Raw genomic sequence first — 16961 nt, forward strand, 5'->3', positions numbered from 1 at the left:
CGATGACGTCGCGCGCCCTCCTCGTGCCGTCGATCTTCGCCGCGGCGCTCCTCGCCGCGGCCTCTGCGTCCGCCGAAGAGGCCACTCCGGCGGCGACCTGCTCGTCAGGTCACCCCGAACTGGCGCGCGGCTTCTCGCTCACCGGCTGGTTCGACGAGCCGGTGGCCCGTCCGCCGGATCTCGTCCGGCTGCGCGCCCTGTCGCGGCGCGGCTTCACCCATGTTCGCCTGCCGGTGGCGGCGGAGAGCGTGATGACGCGGTTCTCGCGCCCGGCGGAGATCGCGGCGCGGCGACGGGCGATCGGCACCGGGCTCGATGCGCTGGCGGCGGCGGGTTTCGCCGTCGTCGTCGATCTGCACGGCGGTGCGCAACTCGAAGCCCTCCTCCGCCGCGATCCCAAGGCGGCGCGCGCGGCGGTGATCGAGGCGTGGGGCGTGCTCGGACCGCTGGTCGAAGCGCGGGTGGCGCGCAAGGTGTCGGCGGAAGTGCTCAACGAGCCGCCGCTCGACGATGCGGCGTGGCGCGCGACGCAGGCGACGATCGTCGCGGCGATGCGGCGGGAGATGCCGACGGCGACCTTCGTGGTCTCCACCGGCGGACCGCAGCGGGTCGAGCGGCTGACCGCCTCGGCGCCGATCGCCGACGCGAACACCGTCTACGCGGTCCACTACTACGACCCGATGGTCTTCACCCATCAAGGGGCGGACTGGATCCGTCCCGATCCGATCGGTTGGCTGCACGACGTTCCCTTCCCGATCCGGGCGGGCGATCCGAAGTTCGCCGCGCTTCTCGCCTCGTTCCGCGCCACCGGTCCGAAACCGGTCGCCGACTATCTGGCGAGCCTTTCGGGTCGTTCCTTCGGCGTCGCCGACGTCGAGCGCGACATGCGGGCGCTCGGCGCCTGGAGCCGGAAGTACGGCCGCGACGTGGTGATCGGCGAATTCGGGGTCTATCGCGCCCGTGTCGCACCGGCCGACCGGGTGGCGTGGCTCGCGGCGGTTGCCGGCGCGGCGGCGAGGAACTGCATCGGCTGGACCCATTGGGACTATCGGGACGGCTTCGGATTCGTCGACGCGAAAACCGGCGAAGCGGACGAGGCGGTGCTCTCCGCCCTCTTCGGACGGCGAAGCGGCGGGGCGTCGCCGCGGTCGTGAGGACCGGCGCGGCGACGAAGACATGCGGCGGGACATCCGTCGCGGAGGGAGGAACGATGGAAGCGATCGCACTCGACGGAGCGGTGGGCTGGTTCCACCCGGCGACCGGTGGGCGTGGCGTGATCGTCGTCGGCGCACACGGCTACGAGGATCTGTGCTCGCGCGTCACTCTGCGCAGCCTCGCCGACGGACTGGCCGCGGCCGGTCTGCCGACGCTCCGGATCGATCCGCGCGACACCGGCGACGCCGCCGATCTTCCCCCCGAGGCGGATCGCGTGGCGGCATGGACCGCCGACACGATCGCCGCGGTGCGCTGGATGCGCGACACGGTCGGGGTCGGCGAGATCGTCCTCGTCGGACTGCGGGTCGGCGCGCTCGTCGCCACCGCGGCGGCGCTCGACCTCGGCGACGTCGACCGACTGGTGCTGCTGGCGCCTCCGGCGAACGGCCGGGCGCTCCGGCGCGAACTCTCGATCCTCGCCCGGCTGGTCGACGGCATGGGCGGCGGAACCCACGACGACGGGTCGATCGAGATCGCCGGATTCCGTCTCGATGCGGCGACGCTCGGACGGCTCGAGGCGATCGATCCGACCACCCTCCCCCGCGCCCCGGCGCGCGACGTGCTGCTGGTCGGCGACATCGGCGCGGCGGCTTTCGGCCGTCTCGTCGCGGCGATGGAGACGACCGGCGCGACGGTCGCGACCCTGCCCTTCGAGGGCTATGCGCGGATGATGTGCGATCCGACGGCCTCCGAGCCGGCGGTGGAGACGGCGGCCGCGGTGATCGGACGGCTCGCCCGCGATCTTCCCGCCGCAACGGTCGCGCCGGCGAAGCTCGCCGTGGCGCGCCTTTCCGGTGACGGTTGGATCGAAGAGCGCTTCGTCTTCGGCGACGGGCTCGCCGGCATCCTGTGCCTGCCGACGGCCCCGAGCACGCCGCGCCGTTCGGCGATCTGGCTCAACTCGGGGCGCAACCACCACATCGGTTGGGCGCGCCAGACGGTCGATCTGTCGCGGCGGCTGGCGCGGTCCGGCGTGGCGGTGCTGCGCATGGATCTCGCCGGCATCGGCGACAGCCCGGCCCATGCCCACACTCCGCCGACGGCGCTCTACCACGATGTCGGCAAAGACGATGTCGTGGCGGCGCTCGACGAGATGGCGCGGCGCGGCCACGCCCGACCCTGGGTGATCGGCGCCTGTTCGGGCGCCTATCAGGCGTTCCATACCGCGGTCGACGACCCGCGCATCGCCGGCATCGTGCTGATCAACCAGCTCTGTTTCATCTGGGACGCGAGCTATGCGGTGCATCTGTCCGCCTGGATGAAGGCGCGGCCGCACGAGTTCGAGGCGGAAGCGAAACGCGCCGAAGAGGGCGATGACGACCTGGGCCGCAACGGCCCGCTGGCGCTCGCTTGGCGGCTCGCCAAGCGCGGCGTCCGTATCGGTCTCGACGGCTATCGGCGGCTGCGCGCCGGCGGCGCGAACGGTCGCCCCGGGCCGATCGAGAGCCGCTTTCGGGCGCTTTCGGCGCGCGGCGCCGGCGTGTCGATCGTCCTGTCGGAGGGCGACAAGGCGGTCGGCGAACTCGAACTCCACACCGGCCGCGACGGCGAGCGCATCGCCGACCTGCCGGGTGTCGAAATTCTGATCATACCGGACTCCGACCACTCGCTGACGCCGCCGGCGGCGCGCGAGCGGCTCGGCAACCATCTGGTGGCGCGATTGGCCGAGGCCGACGGCGATCATGGCCGGCGCGCACCCCGGCCGTCGGCCGACGATCACGAGGAGGGTCGGCAGGTGGTGACGCCGACGACCTTCGCGGCGGCAGCGCGGGCCGCGTTCGCGCGCGGCATGACCACCTGACCGATCGCTCGGCCGCCGATCGACGGCGGCCGGACCGACCTCAGGCGCCGTTGCCGCCGCCCTTGGGGCGGGGCATGCGGAAGAGTTCGGTGACGTGGAAGAAATCCGAATAGCCGCAACGGCCGATGGTGCCGGCGCGCACCATGTCGAAGCGGCCGTCGATCATGCAGTCGTCACGGATGTGGACGCCGACCACCTCGCCGAAGACGACGTGATTGCCGGTCGCCCGTCCACCCACCGTTTTCGGATTGAGGATCTCGGTGACCCGGCATTCGAGCGAAGCCGCCGCTTCGCCGACGCGCGGCGGGCGCACCAGCCGCGACGCCTCTCGCGTCAGGCCGACATGGTCGAATTCGCTCACACCGCGCGGCAGGGGCGCCGAGCTTTCGTTCATCGCGTCGCGCAGGTCGAAGCTGGCGAGGTTGACGACGAATTCGCGCGTCTCGGCGCAGGCCGCCACCGTGTCCTTCCATCCGTCGGAGGAGAACATGACCATCGGCGGCGCGGCGCAGACCGCATTGAAATAGCTGTAGGGCGCGAGATTGACGCGTCCTGTGGCGTCGATGGTCGAGATCCAGGCGATCGGGCGGGGCGCGACGATCGCCTTGAACGGATCGATGGCGAGGCCGGGCAGCCCGTCGGCGACGGCGTAGAACATGGGCCTCAGGCGCTCCACTCGGTGACGATGTCGTCGAAGGCGGGACGCGGGCGGTCGACCGGCGGCACCGTCGGCGTGCCGATGGCGATCAGGCCGGCGAAGCGTTCGCCCGGCTTCGCGCCGAGGATGGCGGCGGCTCGCTCGTCGTAGCAGCACCAGCCGGAAAGCCACTGGCCGGCGTAGCCGAGGGCGTGGGCGGCGAGGAGCAGGTTCATGCAGGCGGCGCCGACGGAGAGTTCCTGCTCCCAGACGGGGATCTTGAAGTGCTCCTGGGTGCGAGCGATCACCCCGACGGTGAGCGGCACGCGCTGGAACCGGGTCATCTCGAACTCGGCCTTCTCGGCCGGCACGTCGGGGAACTTCGCCCGGTAGAGCGGTTCGAGTCGCGCGTCGAGGGCGGCGCGACCGGGGCCGCGGTAGAGCACGAAACGCCAGGGCGTGAGTTTGCCGTGGTCGGGCACGCGGGCGGCGACGGCGACGAGACGGCGGATCTCCGCCTCGCTCGGGCCGGGTTCGGCGAGCTGGGCGGCGGCGATGGTGCGGCGGGTCTCGAGCAGTTCGAGCGCGTCGGGCATGAGGTCCTCGGAGCGAGTGGATCGGGTCGTAGCGAGAGGGAAGCCGCATCGACAGATGCTGTCAACGGCGGTCGATGCGGTCGCCGCGACGAGGTGCGACTTGAAATCGCCACCCTTCTCGGGTTCCAGTTCGGTCGGGGACGAGTCGAGGCGCAGAAGCGCCCGATCCGCGTTGCCCGAGAGGAACCATGGGTCGTCAGCTTTTCCGTCGGAGTTGCCGTTTCGCCGCGCCGGTGACACGCGCGAGGTCGGGCCGGGTTTCCGCCGTTCTGGTGGCCGCCGCGCTCGGGGTGGCGCCGACGCCCGGCTTCGCCCAGGCGCCGGGACAGCCGCTCGCCCTCTCGCCGCCGCCCGTCGAACCGATTCCCTACGCGCCCAATCCGCCGCCGGGGCCGCCCTTGGCGCTGCCGGCGCCGTCCGGGGGACCGGGCTCGACCGAACCGATCGCGGTCGGCGAGGCGGCACGTACGCTGCGCGCCAACCTGAAGCTGGCGGCGCTCGTCACCGAGGAGAGCCAGCCGATCCGCTCCGGGCTCGTCTGGCGCATCTTCAAGGAGAACGACAAGAACCGCGCCGAGGATCGGCTCCAGGCGGTCGCGACCGCGTCCGGCGGCGACGCCGAGTTCCGGCTCGAGCCGGGCTCCTACCTCGTCCACGCCGCCTACGGCCGCGCCGGGGCCACCACCCGCGTCACGGTGGAGGCCGACAAGCTGCGCAAGGAGACGGTGATCCTCAACGCCGGCGGCCTCCGGCTGACGGCACTCGGGGTCGGCGACCAGCAGCTGCCGGCCGACAAGATCAGCTTCGACGTCTATTCGCGCGACGTCGACCAGCGTGGCGAACGTCAGGCGCTGGTGACCGGCGCCAAGCCCGGCGGCATCATCCGCCTCAACGCCGACACCTATCGGGTGGTCGGTCACTACGGCGATCTCAACGCCGTGGTGCGCGCCGAAATCCACGTCAATCCGGGCAAGCTCACCGAGGCGACGGTCTACCACAAGGCGGCGCAGGTGACGCTGAAGCTGGTCAACGAACCGGGTGGCGAAGCGCTGACCAACACCTCGTGGATGGTGCTGACGCCGTCCGGCGACATGGTGACGGAGAGCGTCGGCGCCTTCCCGACCATCGTGCTCGCCGAGGGCGACTACGCCCTCGTCGCCAAGAACCAGGATCGCATCTTCACCCGCAACTTCACGGTCCAGCCGGGCTTCGATCGCGAGATCGAGGTGGTCGCCTTCGACCAACCGGCGAAGCCGTGAACGACCCAGAAGGCGATGCATCGATGAGCGAGACCCCTCGGCCGTCGCCGGCCGCTTCCGTTGCGCGATCCTCCTCGCCGACGCCGCCCCCGTCGTCTTCCCCTCCCGCGCCCCCTTCCCCGCCGCCGTCGGCCTTCGCGCGCGCCTGGCGCTGGCTGCTGCCGTTCGGCCTCGCCGTCATCGCGGCGGCGCTGGGGCTCGGGGTGTTCGATACGTCGGCGGCCTCGGCCTGGGTCTTCGTCGCCGGTTGCCTCGTCGGCCTCGTCGGTCTGGCGAGCCTCGCCAACCACCTCTTCGACCTCGGACGGCGCGAAGTGCGCGACCTCGAGCAACGGCTCGAGAACGAACTCGACAGACGCGGAAACGGACGGACATGAATCACGACAGCTACCCGGACGCCTACATCGTCGACATCCTGCGCTCGGTGAAGACCATCGCGGTGGTCGGCGCCAGCCCCAACGAGGCGCGTCCCTCCTTCGGTGTCACCCGCTTCCTGAAGACCAAGGGTTACGACGTCGTGGCGATCAATCCGGGCCACGCCGGCGGCGAGATCGCCGGCTGCCCGGTCTTCGCCTCGCTCGCCGACGTGCCGCACGCGATCGACATGGTCGACGTGTTCCGCAATTCGGACGCCGCCGGCGAGGCGGTCGACGAGGCGATCGCGATCGGCGCCAAGGTGGTGTGGCTGCAGCTCGGCGTGCGCAACGACGAAGCCGCGGCGCGAGCCGAAGCCGCCGGGCTGAAGGTCGTCATGAACCGTTGCCCGAAGATCGAATGGCCGCGGCTGATCGGCTGAGACCGCGGTTCAGCGATAGGGTGCGAAGATCTCGGCGAGCGTCCAGGGCATCTCGCCGCCCTTGCGGGCGATGTCCGCGATACGCCAGCCGCCGGCTTCGCGCACCAGTGTGAACTCGAGCACGGTCCGAGGTTTCTGGCCGGCCTCGGCCTTGCGATCGGGGAAGAGCGCGACGGCGAGCTTCGCCCGGTCGAGAGCCGTCTCGACGCCCCGGAGAGTGAACCGACGGACCAGAGGGTCCTGGCTGTCGGTGAAGGGATCGAACTCGATCGGGCCGATCTCGCCGCTCTTCTCCGCGTCGTCGTCCGCCTTGTTCCAGATCTTCACCAGATCGGCCGCGAAGATGCGCGACCGCCCCGCGCGGTCGGTGAAAGGGGCGCCGCCGGTGGTCCCGTCGCCGGCGACGATGCGGGTGTAGATCGCCGTCAGGAACGCCTCCGGTGTATCGGCCGCGGCGCGCGCCGGGGCGGCGAAAGTGGCGAGGACGGCGGCGAGGACGAGACGGCGCGAGACCATGGCGACTCCGAAGCGTGAAATACCGGAAGTCGCACTCTACCCTCCCCGCCGCCCGCCCGCCTCCCCCATGGGCCCCAGAAGATCCGGCACTGTTGCGGTGCGGCAGGGTCATTCGGGTAATTACGCAAAACCATTCTCGAAACTGCCGATCAGACAGTAGACATTGGTTTGCGCGGCACGTCATGATCGGCGAAAAGAAACACGGTTCCATACGAGAGGCCCGCACCAGGGGCTCGCCAGGAGGATGTCACGATGAGCCCGCAGCCCGGATTCTCCACCCTCGCCGTCCATGCCGGCGCTCAGCCCGATCCGACGACGGGCGCGCGGGTGACGCCGATCTATCAGACGACCGCCTTCGTGTTCGAAAACGTCGACCATGCGGCGTCGCTGTTCGGGCTGCAGGCCTTCGGCAACATCTACACCCGCATCACCAACCCGACGACGGCGGTGCTCGAGGAGCGCGTCGCGGCGCTCGAGGGCGGTACGGCGGCGGTGGCGGTCGCCTCCGGCCACGCGGCGCAGCACCTGATCTTCCACACCATCATGGGACCGGGCGACGAGTTCGTCGCCTCGAAGCGCCTCTACGGCGGTTCGATCAACCAGTTCAACCACGCCTTCAAGAACTACGGCTGGACGGTGAAGTGGGCCGATCCGGACGACCTTTCCACCTTCGAGGCGGCGATCGGCGAGAAGACCAAGGCGATCTTCGTCGAGAGCCTCGCCAATCCCGGCGGCGTCGTCACCGACATCGAAGGCATCTCGGCGATCGCCAAGAAGCACGGCATCCCGCTGATCGTCGACAACACGCTGGCCACCCCCTACCTGTGCCGGCCGTTCACCCACGGTGCCGACATCGTCGTCCATTCGGCGACCAAGTTCCTCGGCGGCCACGGCAACTCGATGGGCGGTGTCGTCATCGACGGCGGCACCTTCGACTGGAAGGCCTCGGGCAAGTATCCGATGCTGTCGGCACCGCGCCCCGAATATCAGGACATGGTGATCGCCGACGTGTTCGGTAATTTCGCCTTCGCCATCGCGGTGCGCGTTCTCGGCCTGCGCGACATCGGCCCGGCGATCTCGCCGTTCAACGCCTTCCAGATCATCACCGGCATCGAGACGCTGCCGCTGCGGATGGAGAAGCACTCGGCCAATGCGCTGGCGGTCGCCAAGTGGCTGAAGTCGCGCCCCGAAGTGGCGTGGGTGAGCTATGCCGGCCTCGAGGACGACAAGTATCACGCGCTGGCCAAGAAATACGTGCCGAAGGGCGCGGGCGCGGTCTTCACCTTCTCGCTCAAGGGCGGCTACGAGGCCGGCGTCAAGCTCGTCTCCAACGTCAAGCTGATCAGCCATCTCGCCAACATCGGCGACACCCGCTCGCTGATCATCCACTCCGCCTCGACCACCCACCGCCAGCTCACCGACGCGCAGAAGACCGCCGCCGGCGCCGGTCCCGACGTGGTGCGCCTGTCGATCGGCATCGAGGACGTCGCCGACATCATCGCCGACCTCGAGCAGGCGCTCGCCTGATCTCGTCGGACGCGATCCGAAACGCGGAGCGGGCGTCGAGAGAGATCTCGGCGCCCGCTTTCGTTCGCGAAGGACGTGCTCATACCATCGGCCATTGGAAATGACCGAGGGTAATCCTGACGCGAATTTCTCATGCCTCCGACGCAAATGGGAAATTCGCGTGTGTTCGAAGGCCGGGTGCGTCAGCACCTTCGGCCTCTGGTATCAGCCGCCCGCACGCCCCGCCGCCGGCGCGCCGGCGGGAGCCGGCCGCGTTCGCATGTGGCGATGACGTGCCTCGAGGGCGATGATCGCCCAGGCGAGGCCCCACAGCAGGAAGAAGTGGCGCCAGTGGTCGCTGTCGATGATCCAGCTGACGGCGAGATGGCCGGCGAGCAGCACCCAGACGACCTGCGCCACCGCCTTCCACGGGCGCGGCAGCAGCATCGGCGCGAAGAGCTTCGCCAACGTCCAGAACGACAGCGCGGTGTAGGTGACGAAGCCGAGCCAGCCGTAGACCATCAACGCCTTCAGGAAGACGTTGTGCGGGTCCTCGGGGAAGATGTGGCCGAATTGATAGGGCCCGAGGCCGAGCGGCAATTCGGTGGCCATGAGGAAGCCGATGCCGTGGCGGGCGAAGCGGCCGAGGCGGGCGCCGTCGTAGCTCTGCACCAGCTTGGCGCGCTCGTCGAAGAGATCCCGCACCTCCGGGAACGACAGGGCGAAGGCGAGCAGCGCCACGATGCCGAGGAGCGAGGCGAGGCCGATCGTGATCAGCCTCAGGCGGCCTTTCGCGGTGCGCTCGTCGACGTAGAGGACGAGGCCGAGCATCAGCAACGTGCCGGCGGCGAGGCCCCAGGCGGCGCGCGACATCGACAGGAAGACGCCGGCGACGATGATCGCGGCCCAGATGAACTGCGGCCAGATCTTCCTCAGTTTCTCGGTCAGGATGAGGCGCGCCAGATAGACGAGCGGCACCACCAGGAAGGGACCGAAGACGTTCGGGTCCTTGAAGGTGGATTTGGCGCGGCCGGCGCGCATCAGCGCCTCGATCTTGAGGCCGTAGCCGAGGATGCCGAGCACCGACACCAACACGCCGGCGGCGACCAGCGCCTTCATGACGATGGCCAGGCGATGGGGTCGTTCGGCGCAGATCGCGGCGAAGAAGACGGCGTTGACCGCCAACATCAAGGAGATGGCGACGAAGATGAAGGGATGGCCGTGGTCGGCCCCCGCCCACCAACGCACCTGGGTGACCGAGATGATGCCGCCGATGTTGAAGAGCGCCAGGAGAACGACGGCCGGCACCACGGCGCGCGGCAGGGCGAGGCCCATGGCGAGCGCGACCATCGCGTGGATCAGAATGAAGAGATCGGAGGGTGCGGGCTCGAACATGACGATGCCCGAGGAGGCGACCGTCAGGAACAGGAAGGCGTCGCCGAGACGCTCGGCCGACACCGTCCGGTCGATGGGCGCGTGCGGGGCGACGGCATCGGTCAAACGGGCACTCCTCGATACTGGGCTCATGAAATTCTGACGAGTCCGGATTCCATGAGCGTCACGGCCCGGCCGGCCGAGGCCCGTTCGGGCTCGCCTTCGCCGACGATGCTTCGAAAAGGTCGGAACATCGTCGGCTCGGTTCTCAGACGTACGCGACACTCGACCGCCGGCTGGACGGCCGTGGACGACCTCACCGGGATACACCACGGACGTTAAGAAACCCGTTTCTGCCCGATCTTCGCGGCGAAACGGGGTCGACGGCGGCGCGCCGAGATCGTATCACCGAGCCCGGCCGCCGGACCCCTCCGCCGCCGAAACCGGAAGATCGTCATGGGCATCCTGCAGAAACTGGGGCTCGCCAAGCGCAAGACCCACTTCAATCCCACCTCGCTCTCGCGCTACTGGCGCGCCGAGAACGGTGGGGATCCCTATCTGCGGCTGTTCGACGAAGCCCGTCGGGTCACCGGCTCGACCGACAACTTCCTCAAGCAGTGCCGCTTCTTCAATCTGATGCAGATGGTGCGCCACGTGCTCGACCACTCCGTCGTCGGCGACGTCGCCGAATGCGGCTGCTGGCGCGGACAATCGGCGTGGATGATCTCCTCGGCGCTGAAGGAGCGGAACTGGCAGGGCCGGTTCTTCATCTTCGACAGCTTCGAAGGCGGCCTCTCCGACCTCACGGCCGAGGACCGTGTCGGCGCCGGCGACAAGGGCGCGCGCACCGAGGCCCGGCAGAAGGCGCATTTCGCCTCGCGTCGCGACGACGTCGCCGCGGCGCTCGCCTCCTACCCCTTCGTGTCGCTGCACGAGGGCTGGATCCCGCAGGTCTTCGACACGGTCGATCTCGGCGATCGGCGCTTCGCCCTCGTCCACGTCGACGTCGACCTCTACGAGCCGACCCGCGACAGTCTCGCCTTCTTCCACCCGCGCCTCGCCGAAGGCGGGGTGATCGTCGTCGACGACTACGGGTCCTCGGGTTTCCCGGGCGCGCAGACCGCGGTCGACGAGTTCCGCGCCGCCCATCCGCCGAAGCTCTTCCTAGAAGGCCAGGTCGGCGGCGCCATCCTGGTCTACTGAGGCTCTCCGAAGCGAAACGACCGCTCCGGGCGGCGGAGCGGTCGTCGAGGGATGCGATCGAGAAAAGGCCTCGGCAGGCGTTTTCGGCGGGTCCGAAGCGCGGCCTCAGTAGGCGTTGTCGGAATGCTGCAGCAGGCTGATCGGCGTCATCACCAGGATCTTCAGGTCGAACAGCACCGACCAGTTCTCGATGTAGTGGATGTCGTGCTCGACGCGTTTGCGGATCTTGTCCGGCGTGTCGATCTCGCCGCGCCAGCCGTTGATCTGGGCCCAACCGGTGACGCCGGGCTTGACCTTGTGGCGGGCGAAGTAGCCGTCGACCACCTGATCCCACATGCGGTTCTCGGTCTGGGCGTTGACCGCGTGCGGGCGCGGGCCGACGAGGGAGAGTTCGCCCATCAGCACGTTGAAGAGCTGCGGCAACTCGTCGATCGAGGCCTTGCGGATGAAGCGGCCGACCTTCGTCACCCGCGGATCGCCCTTGGTGACGATCTTGGCGGCGGCGAAGTCGGACTGATCGGTGTACATCGACCGGAACTTCCAGACGTCGATGACCTCGTTGTTGAAGCCGAAGCGCTTCTGACGGAAGAACACCGGGCCCTTGCTGTCGAGCTTGATGGCGATCGCGGTGGCGATCATGACAGGCGCGAGGGCGATCAATGCCAGCGCGCCGATGACCAGATCGAAGCTGCGCTTGGCCACTGCGTCCCAATCGGCGAGCGGCTTGTCGACGACGTCGAGGAAGGGCACCGAACCTTCGTAGGAATAGTTGCGCGGGCGGAAGCGCAGGCGATCGGCGTGGGCCGACAGGCGGATGTCGACCGGCAGCACCCACAGCTTCTTGAGCAACTGATGGACGCGCGCCGCGGCGGTGATCGGCAGAGCGACGATCAGCATGTCGAGCTTGGTGATACGGCCGAATTCGACCAGTTCGGGGATGGTGCCGAGCTTGGGATAGCCCTCGACCATCGACGGCGAGCGTTCGTCGTCGCGGTCGTCGAAGATGCCGCAGATGCGGATGTCGTTGCCGGGCTGGGCCTCGAGCGAGCGGATCAGATCCTCGGCGAGCTTGCCGCCGCCGACGATGACGGCACGCCGTTCCAGCCGACCGTCTCTCGTCCAGCCCGACACCAGCCGGGTGAGGACGAAGCGGAAGACGAAGAAGAAGGCGAGCCCGAGGAAATACCAGCGCACCAGACGCCGGGCGTCGTCGCTGTCGCCGAGACCGGCGAAGAAGGCGAGCGCGGTGAGCGCGGCGAAGACCATCGACCAGGAGGCGACGAGCCGGCCGAGCTGGAAGGCGTAGTCGCGGAAGGCGGCGATCTGGTAGCCGTCGAAGGCCTGGACGAAGAGCAGCGTCAGGGCGGCGCCGAAGGGCACGGCGGCGAGATGCAGCGGATCGAGGGCGCCCGTGCCGAAGCCGGTGAAGTACAGCGCGGCATAGCCGCTGACGACGATCGCGACGAATTCGATCGCCCGGACCGAGCCGGCGAGCAACCGGCGCGAGATCGGCCGGTCGGAGAACAGCATCGCGACGTCGCGCGCCTGTTCCGACAGGGTCGCGGTCGCCCGCGGTACCGCCGGCAGGGCGTCGAAACTGTTTCCCTCGGGGGCCATCTCCTGGATGTCGACGGCCTGTCGATAGAGGGTCCTCGGGTCGATCTGTTTCATCGGTCTGCTCCGGGGAAGTTCGCTTCCTTGGCGGAACGGGTTCGGGTCTCGGGCGTCATGGCGACGGCTCGCGGACACCGAGGGTGTGAATGTCGGGATCGTAGGCGCCCGAGCCGATGGCGGGGCGCAATCCCACCGGATCGCTCAGCCGGGCGTAGAAGGCCCCGATGGTGCGCATCATCGTCTCGACGGTGAAGCGGGCGGCGACCGACCGACGCATCTCGACGGCCAGTGCGACGCCCTCCTCCGGCTCGGCGAGGCGGCGATGCATGGCGTCGGTGAGGGCGACGACGTCGCCCGGCGGCACCAGATGGCCGACGTGACCCTCGTAGATCTCGGGGATGCCGCCGACATGGGTGGCGACGAGCGGCACGGCGGCGGCGAGCGTCTCCAGCACCACGTAGGGCAGCGATTCGGCGCGCGACGGCAGCACCACGGCATGCGCCAGCGGCAGCGCTTCGCGGATCGGCATCGGATCGCGGAAGGTGATGGCGTCGCTCAGGCCGAGGTCGCGCACCATCGCCTCGTAAGCGGCGCGTTCGTCGCCGACGCCGACGATCAGCGCCGTCGCTCTCTCGCCGCGGGCGCGCAGATGTTCGATCGCGCGGATGAAGACGTCGGTGCCTTTGAGCTGGCGCAACATGCCGATGTAGAGGAAGTCGACCGCATCGGGCCGCGGCGCGATCGGCTCGAACTCTTCCGGCATCAGACCGTTGTAGGCGAGAACGGCGGGGACTTTCGGCCGGCCGATCTTCTCCTCGTAGGAACGACGCTCGTAGTCGGAGACGAAGACGAGGCCGTCGGTCATGCGCTCGAGGATGCGCTCGAGGGCGAAATAGATGCGTCCTTCGAGGCTCGACGTGGCGAAATGCAGACTACCGCCGTGCGGGCAGTAGATACGGATCGGCCGCTGCCCCTCGAGCCGCAGGCCGGTGCCGATCAGCCGGGCGAAGGACCCTCCCTTGGAGCCGTGACCGTGAAGAACGTCGGGTTCGAGCGCGGCGACATGGGTCCACAGACGCCACGTCGAGGCGAGGTCGGCGGGCGACAGCGCCCGACGCATCGGGAACCGGGTGATCCCGAACGCCAGTTCGGGCGCCACACGGGCGATCCACTCGGCCTCGAAGTCGCCGCCGGTCAGGCTGTCGCAGACGATGCCGACCGAGTGACCCGCGGCCGTCTGCGCCGTGGCGAGATCGACCACGTGGCGAAAGATGCCTCCGATCGGTGCGCGCACGCAGTGAACGATGCGCATGGTTCCGTTTTCCGACATTCTCATCCCCGTCCGAACCTCGGACATCTCCCGTTTCCGTCGGGGAGACTGCGCCGGGGAACGTGAAGTTCGAGTTGATGTCGGACGTACGGGAACTTCGCGATCGCGGAATAAAATCGTTAGTCTTAAAAAAGCGGCGGCGAAGACGGTGAAGAATGTATCGATCGACGCGAGATGCGTCCGCAGAGGCGATTTCGTCGGGGAAATCTCACGCTTCGATCGCAGATCAGAAGTATCGCTCGCGAACGTAGATGGTGTCGCCGGGACGGATCGGATCGGTCACCGGGACACGCCCGACCAGGACTTCGCCGTTGATCTGGCGGGTGACGTCGAGGTTCGCCTGATCGGCGCGGGCCGAATAGCCGCCGGCGATCGCCACCGCGGTCTGGGCGGTCATGCCGGCGACATAGGGGTACTGACCGGCGTTCTTGACTTCGCCCATGATGAAGAAGGGGCGATACTGGTCGATGTCGACCGAGACGTCGGGACGCTTGAGGTAGCCGTTGCGCAGCTTGGCGGCGATCTCGGCTTCCAGTTCGGCGGCGGTCCGGCCGCGCGCCGCCACTCCCCCGATCAACGGCATCGAGATGTTGCCGGAGGCGTCGACCAGATAGGTGTTGGTGAGGTTGGCCTGATCGAAGACGGTGATGCGCAGCTTGTCGCCGGCATCGAAGCGATAGGGCTGAGTCAGAACCTCGTGGAAGGCGGGATTCGGCCGCACGTAGTTCGAGCAGCCCGCCAGAATGGCGGCCGACACGATCGCCGCACCCAGTCGCAGAAGCATGGTCGAACCCCTCACGGACGTCATGCCCGCACATTGGTTCGATATGGTTAACGAAGACTGAACGCGCCGCGACGCTCGGGTTCATACGCTACGGATTAACCTCTCACTTACCTTAATGAATTCATATTGGGGTGAGTGGAGTCGGGAGTACCGTGCATGAATACGGTCCAGGTGACCAACGTCGACGACGTGACCATCGACCTCGGAGTGGTGCTCCGGGCTCTGTGGCGCGCACGCCTGCGCATCCTGCTCCTCACTCTCCTCGCCGCGGTCGCGTCCTACGCCGCCTTGTCGACGATGACGCCGAGCTACAAGTCCGATACCCGTCTCGTCATCGAGACCCACGACCTGCCGGTCGGCCAGCAGACGCGGCAGGGCGAAGCGGAACGCGCCCTCCTCGACGAACAGGGCGTCGGCAGTCAGGTCCAGCTCCTCACTTCGCGCGACATCGCGCGCCGCGTCGTCGCGTCGCTCGAGCTGATGAAGGACCCCGAATTCGCCGGTGGCGGTTCGTTGCTCGGCCTCATCGGCCTGGGGCGCGGCTCCGGTGGATCGTCGGAAGAGCGGGTGCTGGAGAAGTTCATCGAACATCTCAACGTCTTCCAGGTGGAGAAGACGCGCGTCATCCAGGTGGAATTCGCCTCCCGTGATCCGGAGAAGGCGGCGAAGATCGCCACCGCCGTCGTCCAGGAGTATCTCGCGGCGGCGGCCGAGGCGAAGGGCCGCAGCTCGGCGGAGGCCTCCAAGTTCCTCTCCTCCGAGATCGAGCAACTGCGCCGCCGCGTCTCGGATGCCGAAGCCAAGGTCGAGCAGTATCGCGCCGGAGCCGACCTCTTCGTCGGCCAGAACAACGTCAAGATCTCCGAGCAGCAGATCGGCGAACTGAACTCGCAGCTGACCGCCGCCAAGGCGCAGCGCTCGGAGACCGAGGCGCGGGTGCGTCAGTTGAAGCGGCTCCTGGAGAGCGGCGCCGGGCTCGATACGGCGTCGGAAGTGACCTCGGCGCCGAGCGTCCAGCGCCTGCACGACCGCCAGTCGGCGCTCAAGGCGCGCGCCGCGGAACTCGCCACCACCTATCTGCCGAATCATCCGCAGGTGCAGGCGATCAACGCCCAGATCGCCGACATCGACGGCCAGATTCGCGCCGAGGCGCGCAAGGTGCTGGCGAGCTACGAGAACGAATCGAAGGTCGCCGAAGGGCGCGTGAAGCAGCTCACCGCGCAGTTCAACGAATTCAAGTCGCAGGCGGCGAAGGCCGGCGAAGAGGACATTCAGCTCCGGGCGCTGGAGCGCGAGGCCAAGGTGCAGCGCGATCAGCTCGAGGAGTTCCTGGCGCGCTATCGCGATGCCCTCGCCCGGCAGGTGAGCGGGGCTCAGCCGGCCGACGCGCGCGTCATCTCGGCGGCGACGGTGCCGGTCAAGCCGGCGTTCCCGAAGGTGATGCCGCTCACCCTGGCGATCACCGCGTCGACCTTCCTGTTCGTCTGTCTGTGGATCGTCTTCCGCGAATTCGCCGCCGGAAACGTGCTGCGCCGGACCGCGACGGTGGACGCCCCGACGGGCACCGCCGCACCCGCCGCCGCGGTTGCCGCCGCCGCTCCGATTCCCACCGCCGGCGCCGCGCCGGTCGATGGTCGCATCGGAACGCATCGTCTCGAAGCGCCGGGGATCTCCGGCCTGTTGCCGCACGCCACCTCGTCGGCGTTGGAGAAGGAGGCGGCCGCCTCGCTCGAGCGGATCTGGAACGAGATCTCGGCGGAGGCCGAGGACGGCCAGCGCATCGTCGTCACCTCCGCGACCTCCGATCACGCCGCCCATCTCGCGGCGCTGGCATTGCTCAGGGTCGCGGCCAAGCGCGGCGCCAAGGTCTGTCTCGTCGATCTCGCCGCCAACGGCGAGGATCTCGCCGATCTCGTCGGCGAACCCGACATGCCGGGCCTCTCCGATCTCGTCGCCGGCGAAGCACGCTTCGCCGACATCATCTTCCGCGACCGCGCCTCGCGCGGCCACGTGGTGCTGTCGGGCCGCGACGGACTCGACGCCGACGATCTCACCGGTGACGAACTCACCGGCGCGCTCGAGGCGCTCGACCTCACCTACGATCACCTGATCCTCGACCTCGGCCTGATCGTCGCCGGACCGGGAACCGCCGATCTCGTCGCCTCGGCCGACACGGTCGTCCTCGCCGGCGACGGCGCCGGCACCGATCCGCACACCGCCAAGGCGCACGAGGCGTTGATGGCGGCGGGGATCGATTCGATCCGGGTGCTGGCCGTCGACGGCGGCGACGTGAAGTCGGTCGCCGACGTCGCCGCCTGACCGGCGGCTTC

Annotated in this window: 15 protein-coding genes; 8 read left to right on the top strand and 7 right to left on the bottom strand. The window is 68.7% G+C overall.

The window, feature by feature from the left end; genetic code table 11:
• Positions 1-2: 2 nt before the first annotated feature.
• Both V7Q42_RS11535 and V7Q42_RS11540 read left to right on the top strand, forming a co-directional pair.
• Positions 3-1154, top strand: coding sequence for a glycoside hydrolase family 5 protein (locus V7Q42_RS11535; RefSeq protein ID WP_333824222.1), 1152 nt, complete (start codon positions 3-5; stop codon positions 1152-1154).
• 56 nt (positions 1155-1210) lie between these two features.
• Positions 1211-3016, top strand: coding sequence for a serine aminopeptidase domain-containing protein (locus tag V7Q42_RS11540; RefSeq protein ID WP_333824223.1), 1806 nt, complete (start codon positions 1211-1213; stop codon positions 3014-3016).
• Positions 3017-3056: 40 nt separating this feature from the next.
• Here the strand turns inward: V7Q42_RS11540 and V7Q42_RS11545 are convergent, their stop codons facing one another.
• Together V7Q42_RS11545 and V7Q42_RS11550 are read right to left on the bottom strand one after the other, a co-directional pair.
• A complete protein-coding gene (locus V7Q42_RS11545) occupies positions 3057-3674 on the bottom strand; it encodes a flavin reductase family protein (RefSeq protein WP_333824224.1) in 618 nt (205 codons plus the stop codon).
• Positions 3675-3679: 5 nt separating this feature from the next.
• Entirely contained in the window at positions 3680-4249 is a 570-nt protein-coding gene (locus V7Q42_RS11550) for a nitroreductase family protein (protein WP_333824225.1), read from the bottom strand.
• A 188-nt stretch (positions 4250-4437) separates the two neighbouring features.
• Between V7Q42_RS11550 and V7Q42_RS11555 the strand changes: the two genes are divergently transcribed.
• From V7Q42_RS11555 to V7Q42_RS11565, 3 genes are read left to right on the top strand one after another with little or no spacing between them, the layout of a single operon-like run.
• Positions 4438-5508 (top strand): hypothetical protein, encoded by a 1071-nt coding sequence (locus V7Q42_RS11555; protein WP_333824226.1) that lies wholly within the window; start codon positions 4438-4440, stop codon positions 5506-5508.
• A 23-nt stretch (positions 5509-5531) separates the two neighbouring features.
• Entirely contained in the window at positions 5532-5885 is a 354-nt protein-coding gene (locus V7Q42_RS11560) for a hypothetical protein (protein WP_333824227.1), read from the top strand.
• Positions 5882-6304, top strand: a complete 423-nt coding sequence (locus V7Q42_RS11565; RefSeq protein WP_333824228.1) for a CoA-binding protein — start codon at positions 5882-5884, stop codon at positions 6302-6304. Before V7Q42_RS11560 ends, V7Q42_RS11565 begins: the two co-directional genes overlap by 4 nt.
• Positions 6305-6313: 9 nt before the next feature.
• Here the strand turns inward: V7Q42_RS11565 and V7Q42_RS11570 are convergent, their stop codons facing one another.
• Positions 6314-6820 (bottom strand): hypothetical protein, encoded by a 507-nt coding sequence (locus tag V7Q42_RS11570; protein WP_333824229.1) that lies wholly within the window; start codon positions 6818-6820, stop codon positions 6314-6316.
• Between the two features lie 252 nt (positions 6821-7072).
• On the opposite strand from V7Q42_RS11570, the gene V7Q42_RS11575 reads away from it, so the two are divergent.
• The gene (locus V7Q42_RS11575) at positions 7073-8347 is read left to right on the top strand and encodes an O-acetylhomoserine aminocarboxypropyltransferase (protein WP_333824230.1); all 1275 of its coding nucleotides are present in this window, start codon (positions 7073-7075) and stop codon (positions 8345-8347) included.
• A gap of 204 nt (positions 8348-8551) precedes the next feature.
• On the opposite strand, the gene V7Q42_RS11580 is transcribed toward V7Q42_RS11575, so the two are convergent.
• Positions 8552-9826, bottom strand: coding sequence for an O-antigen ligase family protein (locus tag V7Q42_RS11580; RefSeq protein ID WP_333824232.1), 1275 nt, complete (start codon positions 9824-9826; stop codon positions 8552-8554).
• A 330-nt stretch (positions 9827-10156) separates the two neighbouring features.
• Here V7Q42_RS11580 and V7Q42_RS11585 point away from each other — a divergent pair, with 330 nt between their 5' ends.
• Positions 10157-10903: a TylF/MycF/NovP-related O-methyltransferase gene (locus tag V7Q42_RS11585; protein WP_333824233.1), complete on the top strand. Its 747-nt coding sequence runs from the start codon at positions 10157-10159 to the stop codon at positions 10901-10903.
• A 105-nt stretch (positions 10904-11008) separates the two neighbouring features.
• Here the strand turns inward: V7Q42_RS11585 and V7Q42_RS11590 are convergent, their stop codons facing one another.
• The 3 genes from V7Q42_RS11590 to V7Q42_RS11600 all read right to left on the bottom strand — a co-directional run bounded on the left by V7Q42_RS11590 (position 11009) and on the right by V7Q42_RS11600 (position 14631).
• A complete protein-coding gene (locus V7Q42_RS11590; protein ID WP_333824234.1) occupies positions 11009-12574 on the bottom strand; it encodes an undecaprenyl-phosphate glucose phosphotransferase in 1566 nt (521 codons plus the stop codon).
• A 55-nt stretch (positions 12575-12629) separates the two neighbouring features.
• Positions 12630-13829: a glycosyltransferase gene (locus V7Q42_RS11595; RefSeq protein ID WP_333824235.1), complete on the bottom strand. Its 1200-nt coding sequence runs from the start codon at positions 13827-13829 to the stop codon at positions 12630-12632.
• A 244-nt stretch (positions 13830-14073) separates the two neighbouring features.
• The gene (locus V7Q42_RS11600) at positions 14074-14631 is read right to left on the bottom strand and encodes a polysaccharide biosynthesis/export family protein (protein WP_333824236.1); all 558 of its coding nucleotides are present in this window, start codon (positions 14629-14631) and stop codon (positions 14074-14076) included.
• Positions 14632-14787: 156 nt separating this feature from the next.
• Between V7Q42_RS11600 and V7Q42_RS11605 the strand changes: the two genes are divergently transcribed.
• Positions 14788-16950 carry a GumC family protein gene (locus V7Q42_RS11605; RefSeq protein ID WP_333824237.1) on the top strand — a complete coding sequence of 721 codons (2163 nt, stop codon included), beginning with the start codon at positions 14788-14790 and terminating at the stop codon, positions 16948-16950.
• Positions 16951-16961 lie beyond the last annotated feature (11 nt).

The organism is Pinisolibacter sp. (assembly GCF_036782435.1).
GTDB lineage: Bacteria > Pseudomonadota > Alphaproteobacteria > Rhizobiales > Ancalomicrobiaceae > CALBKH01.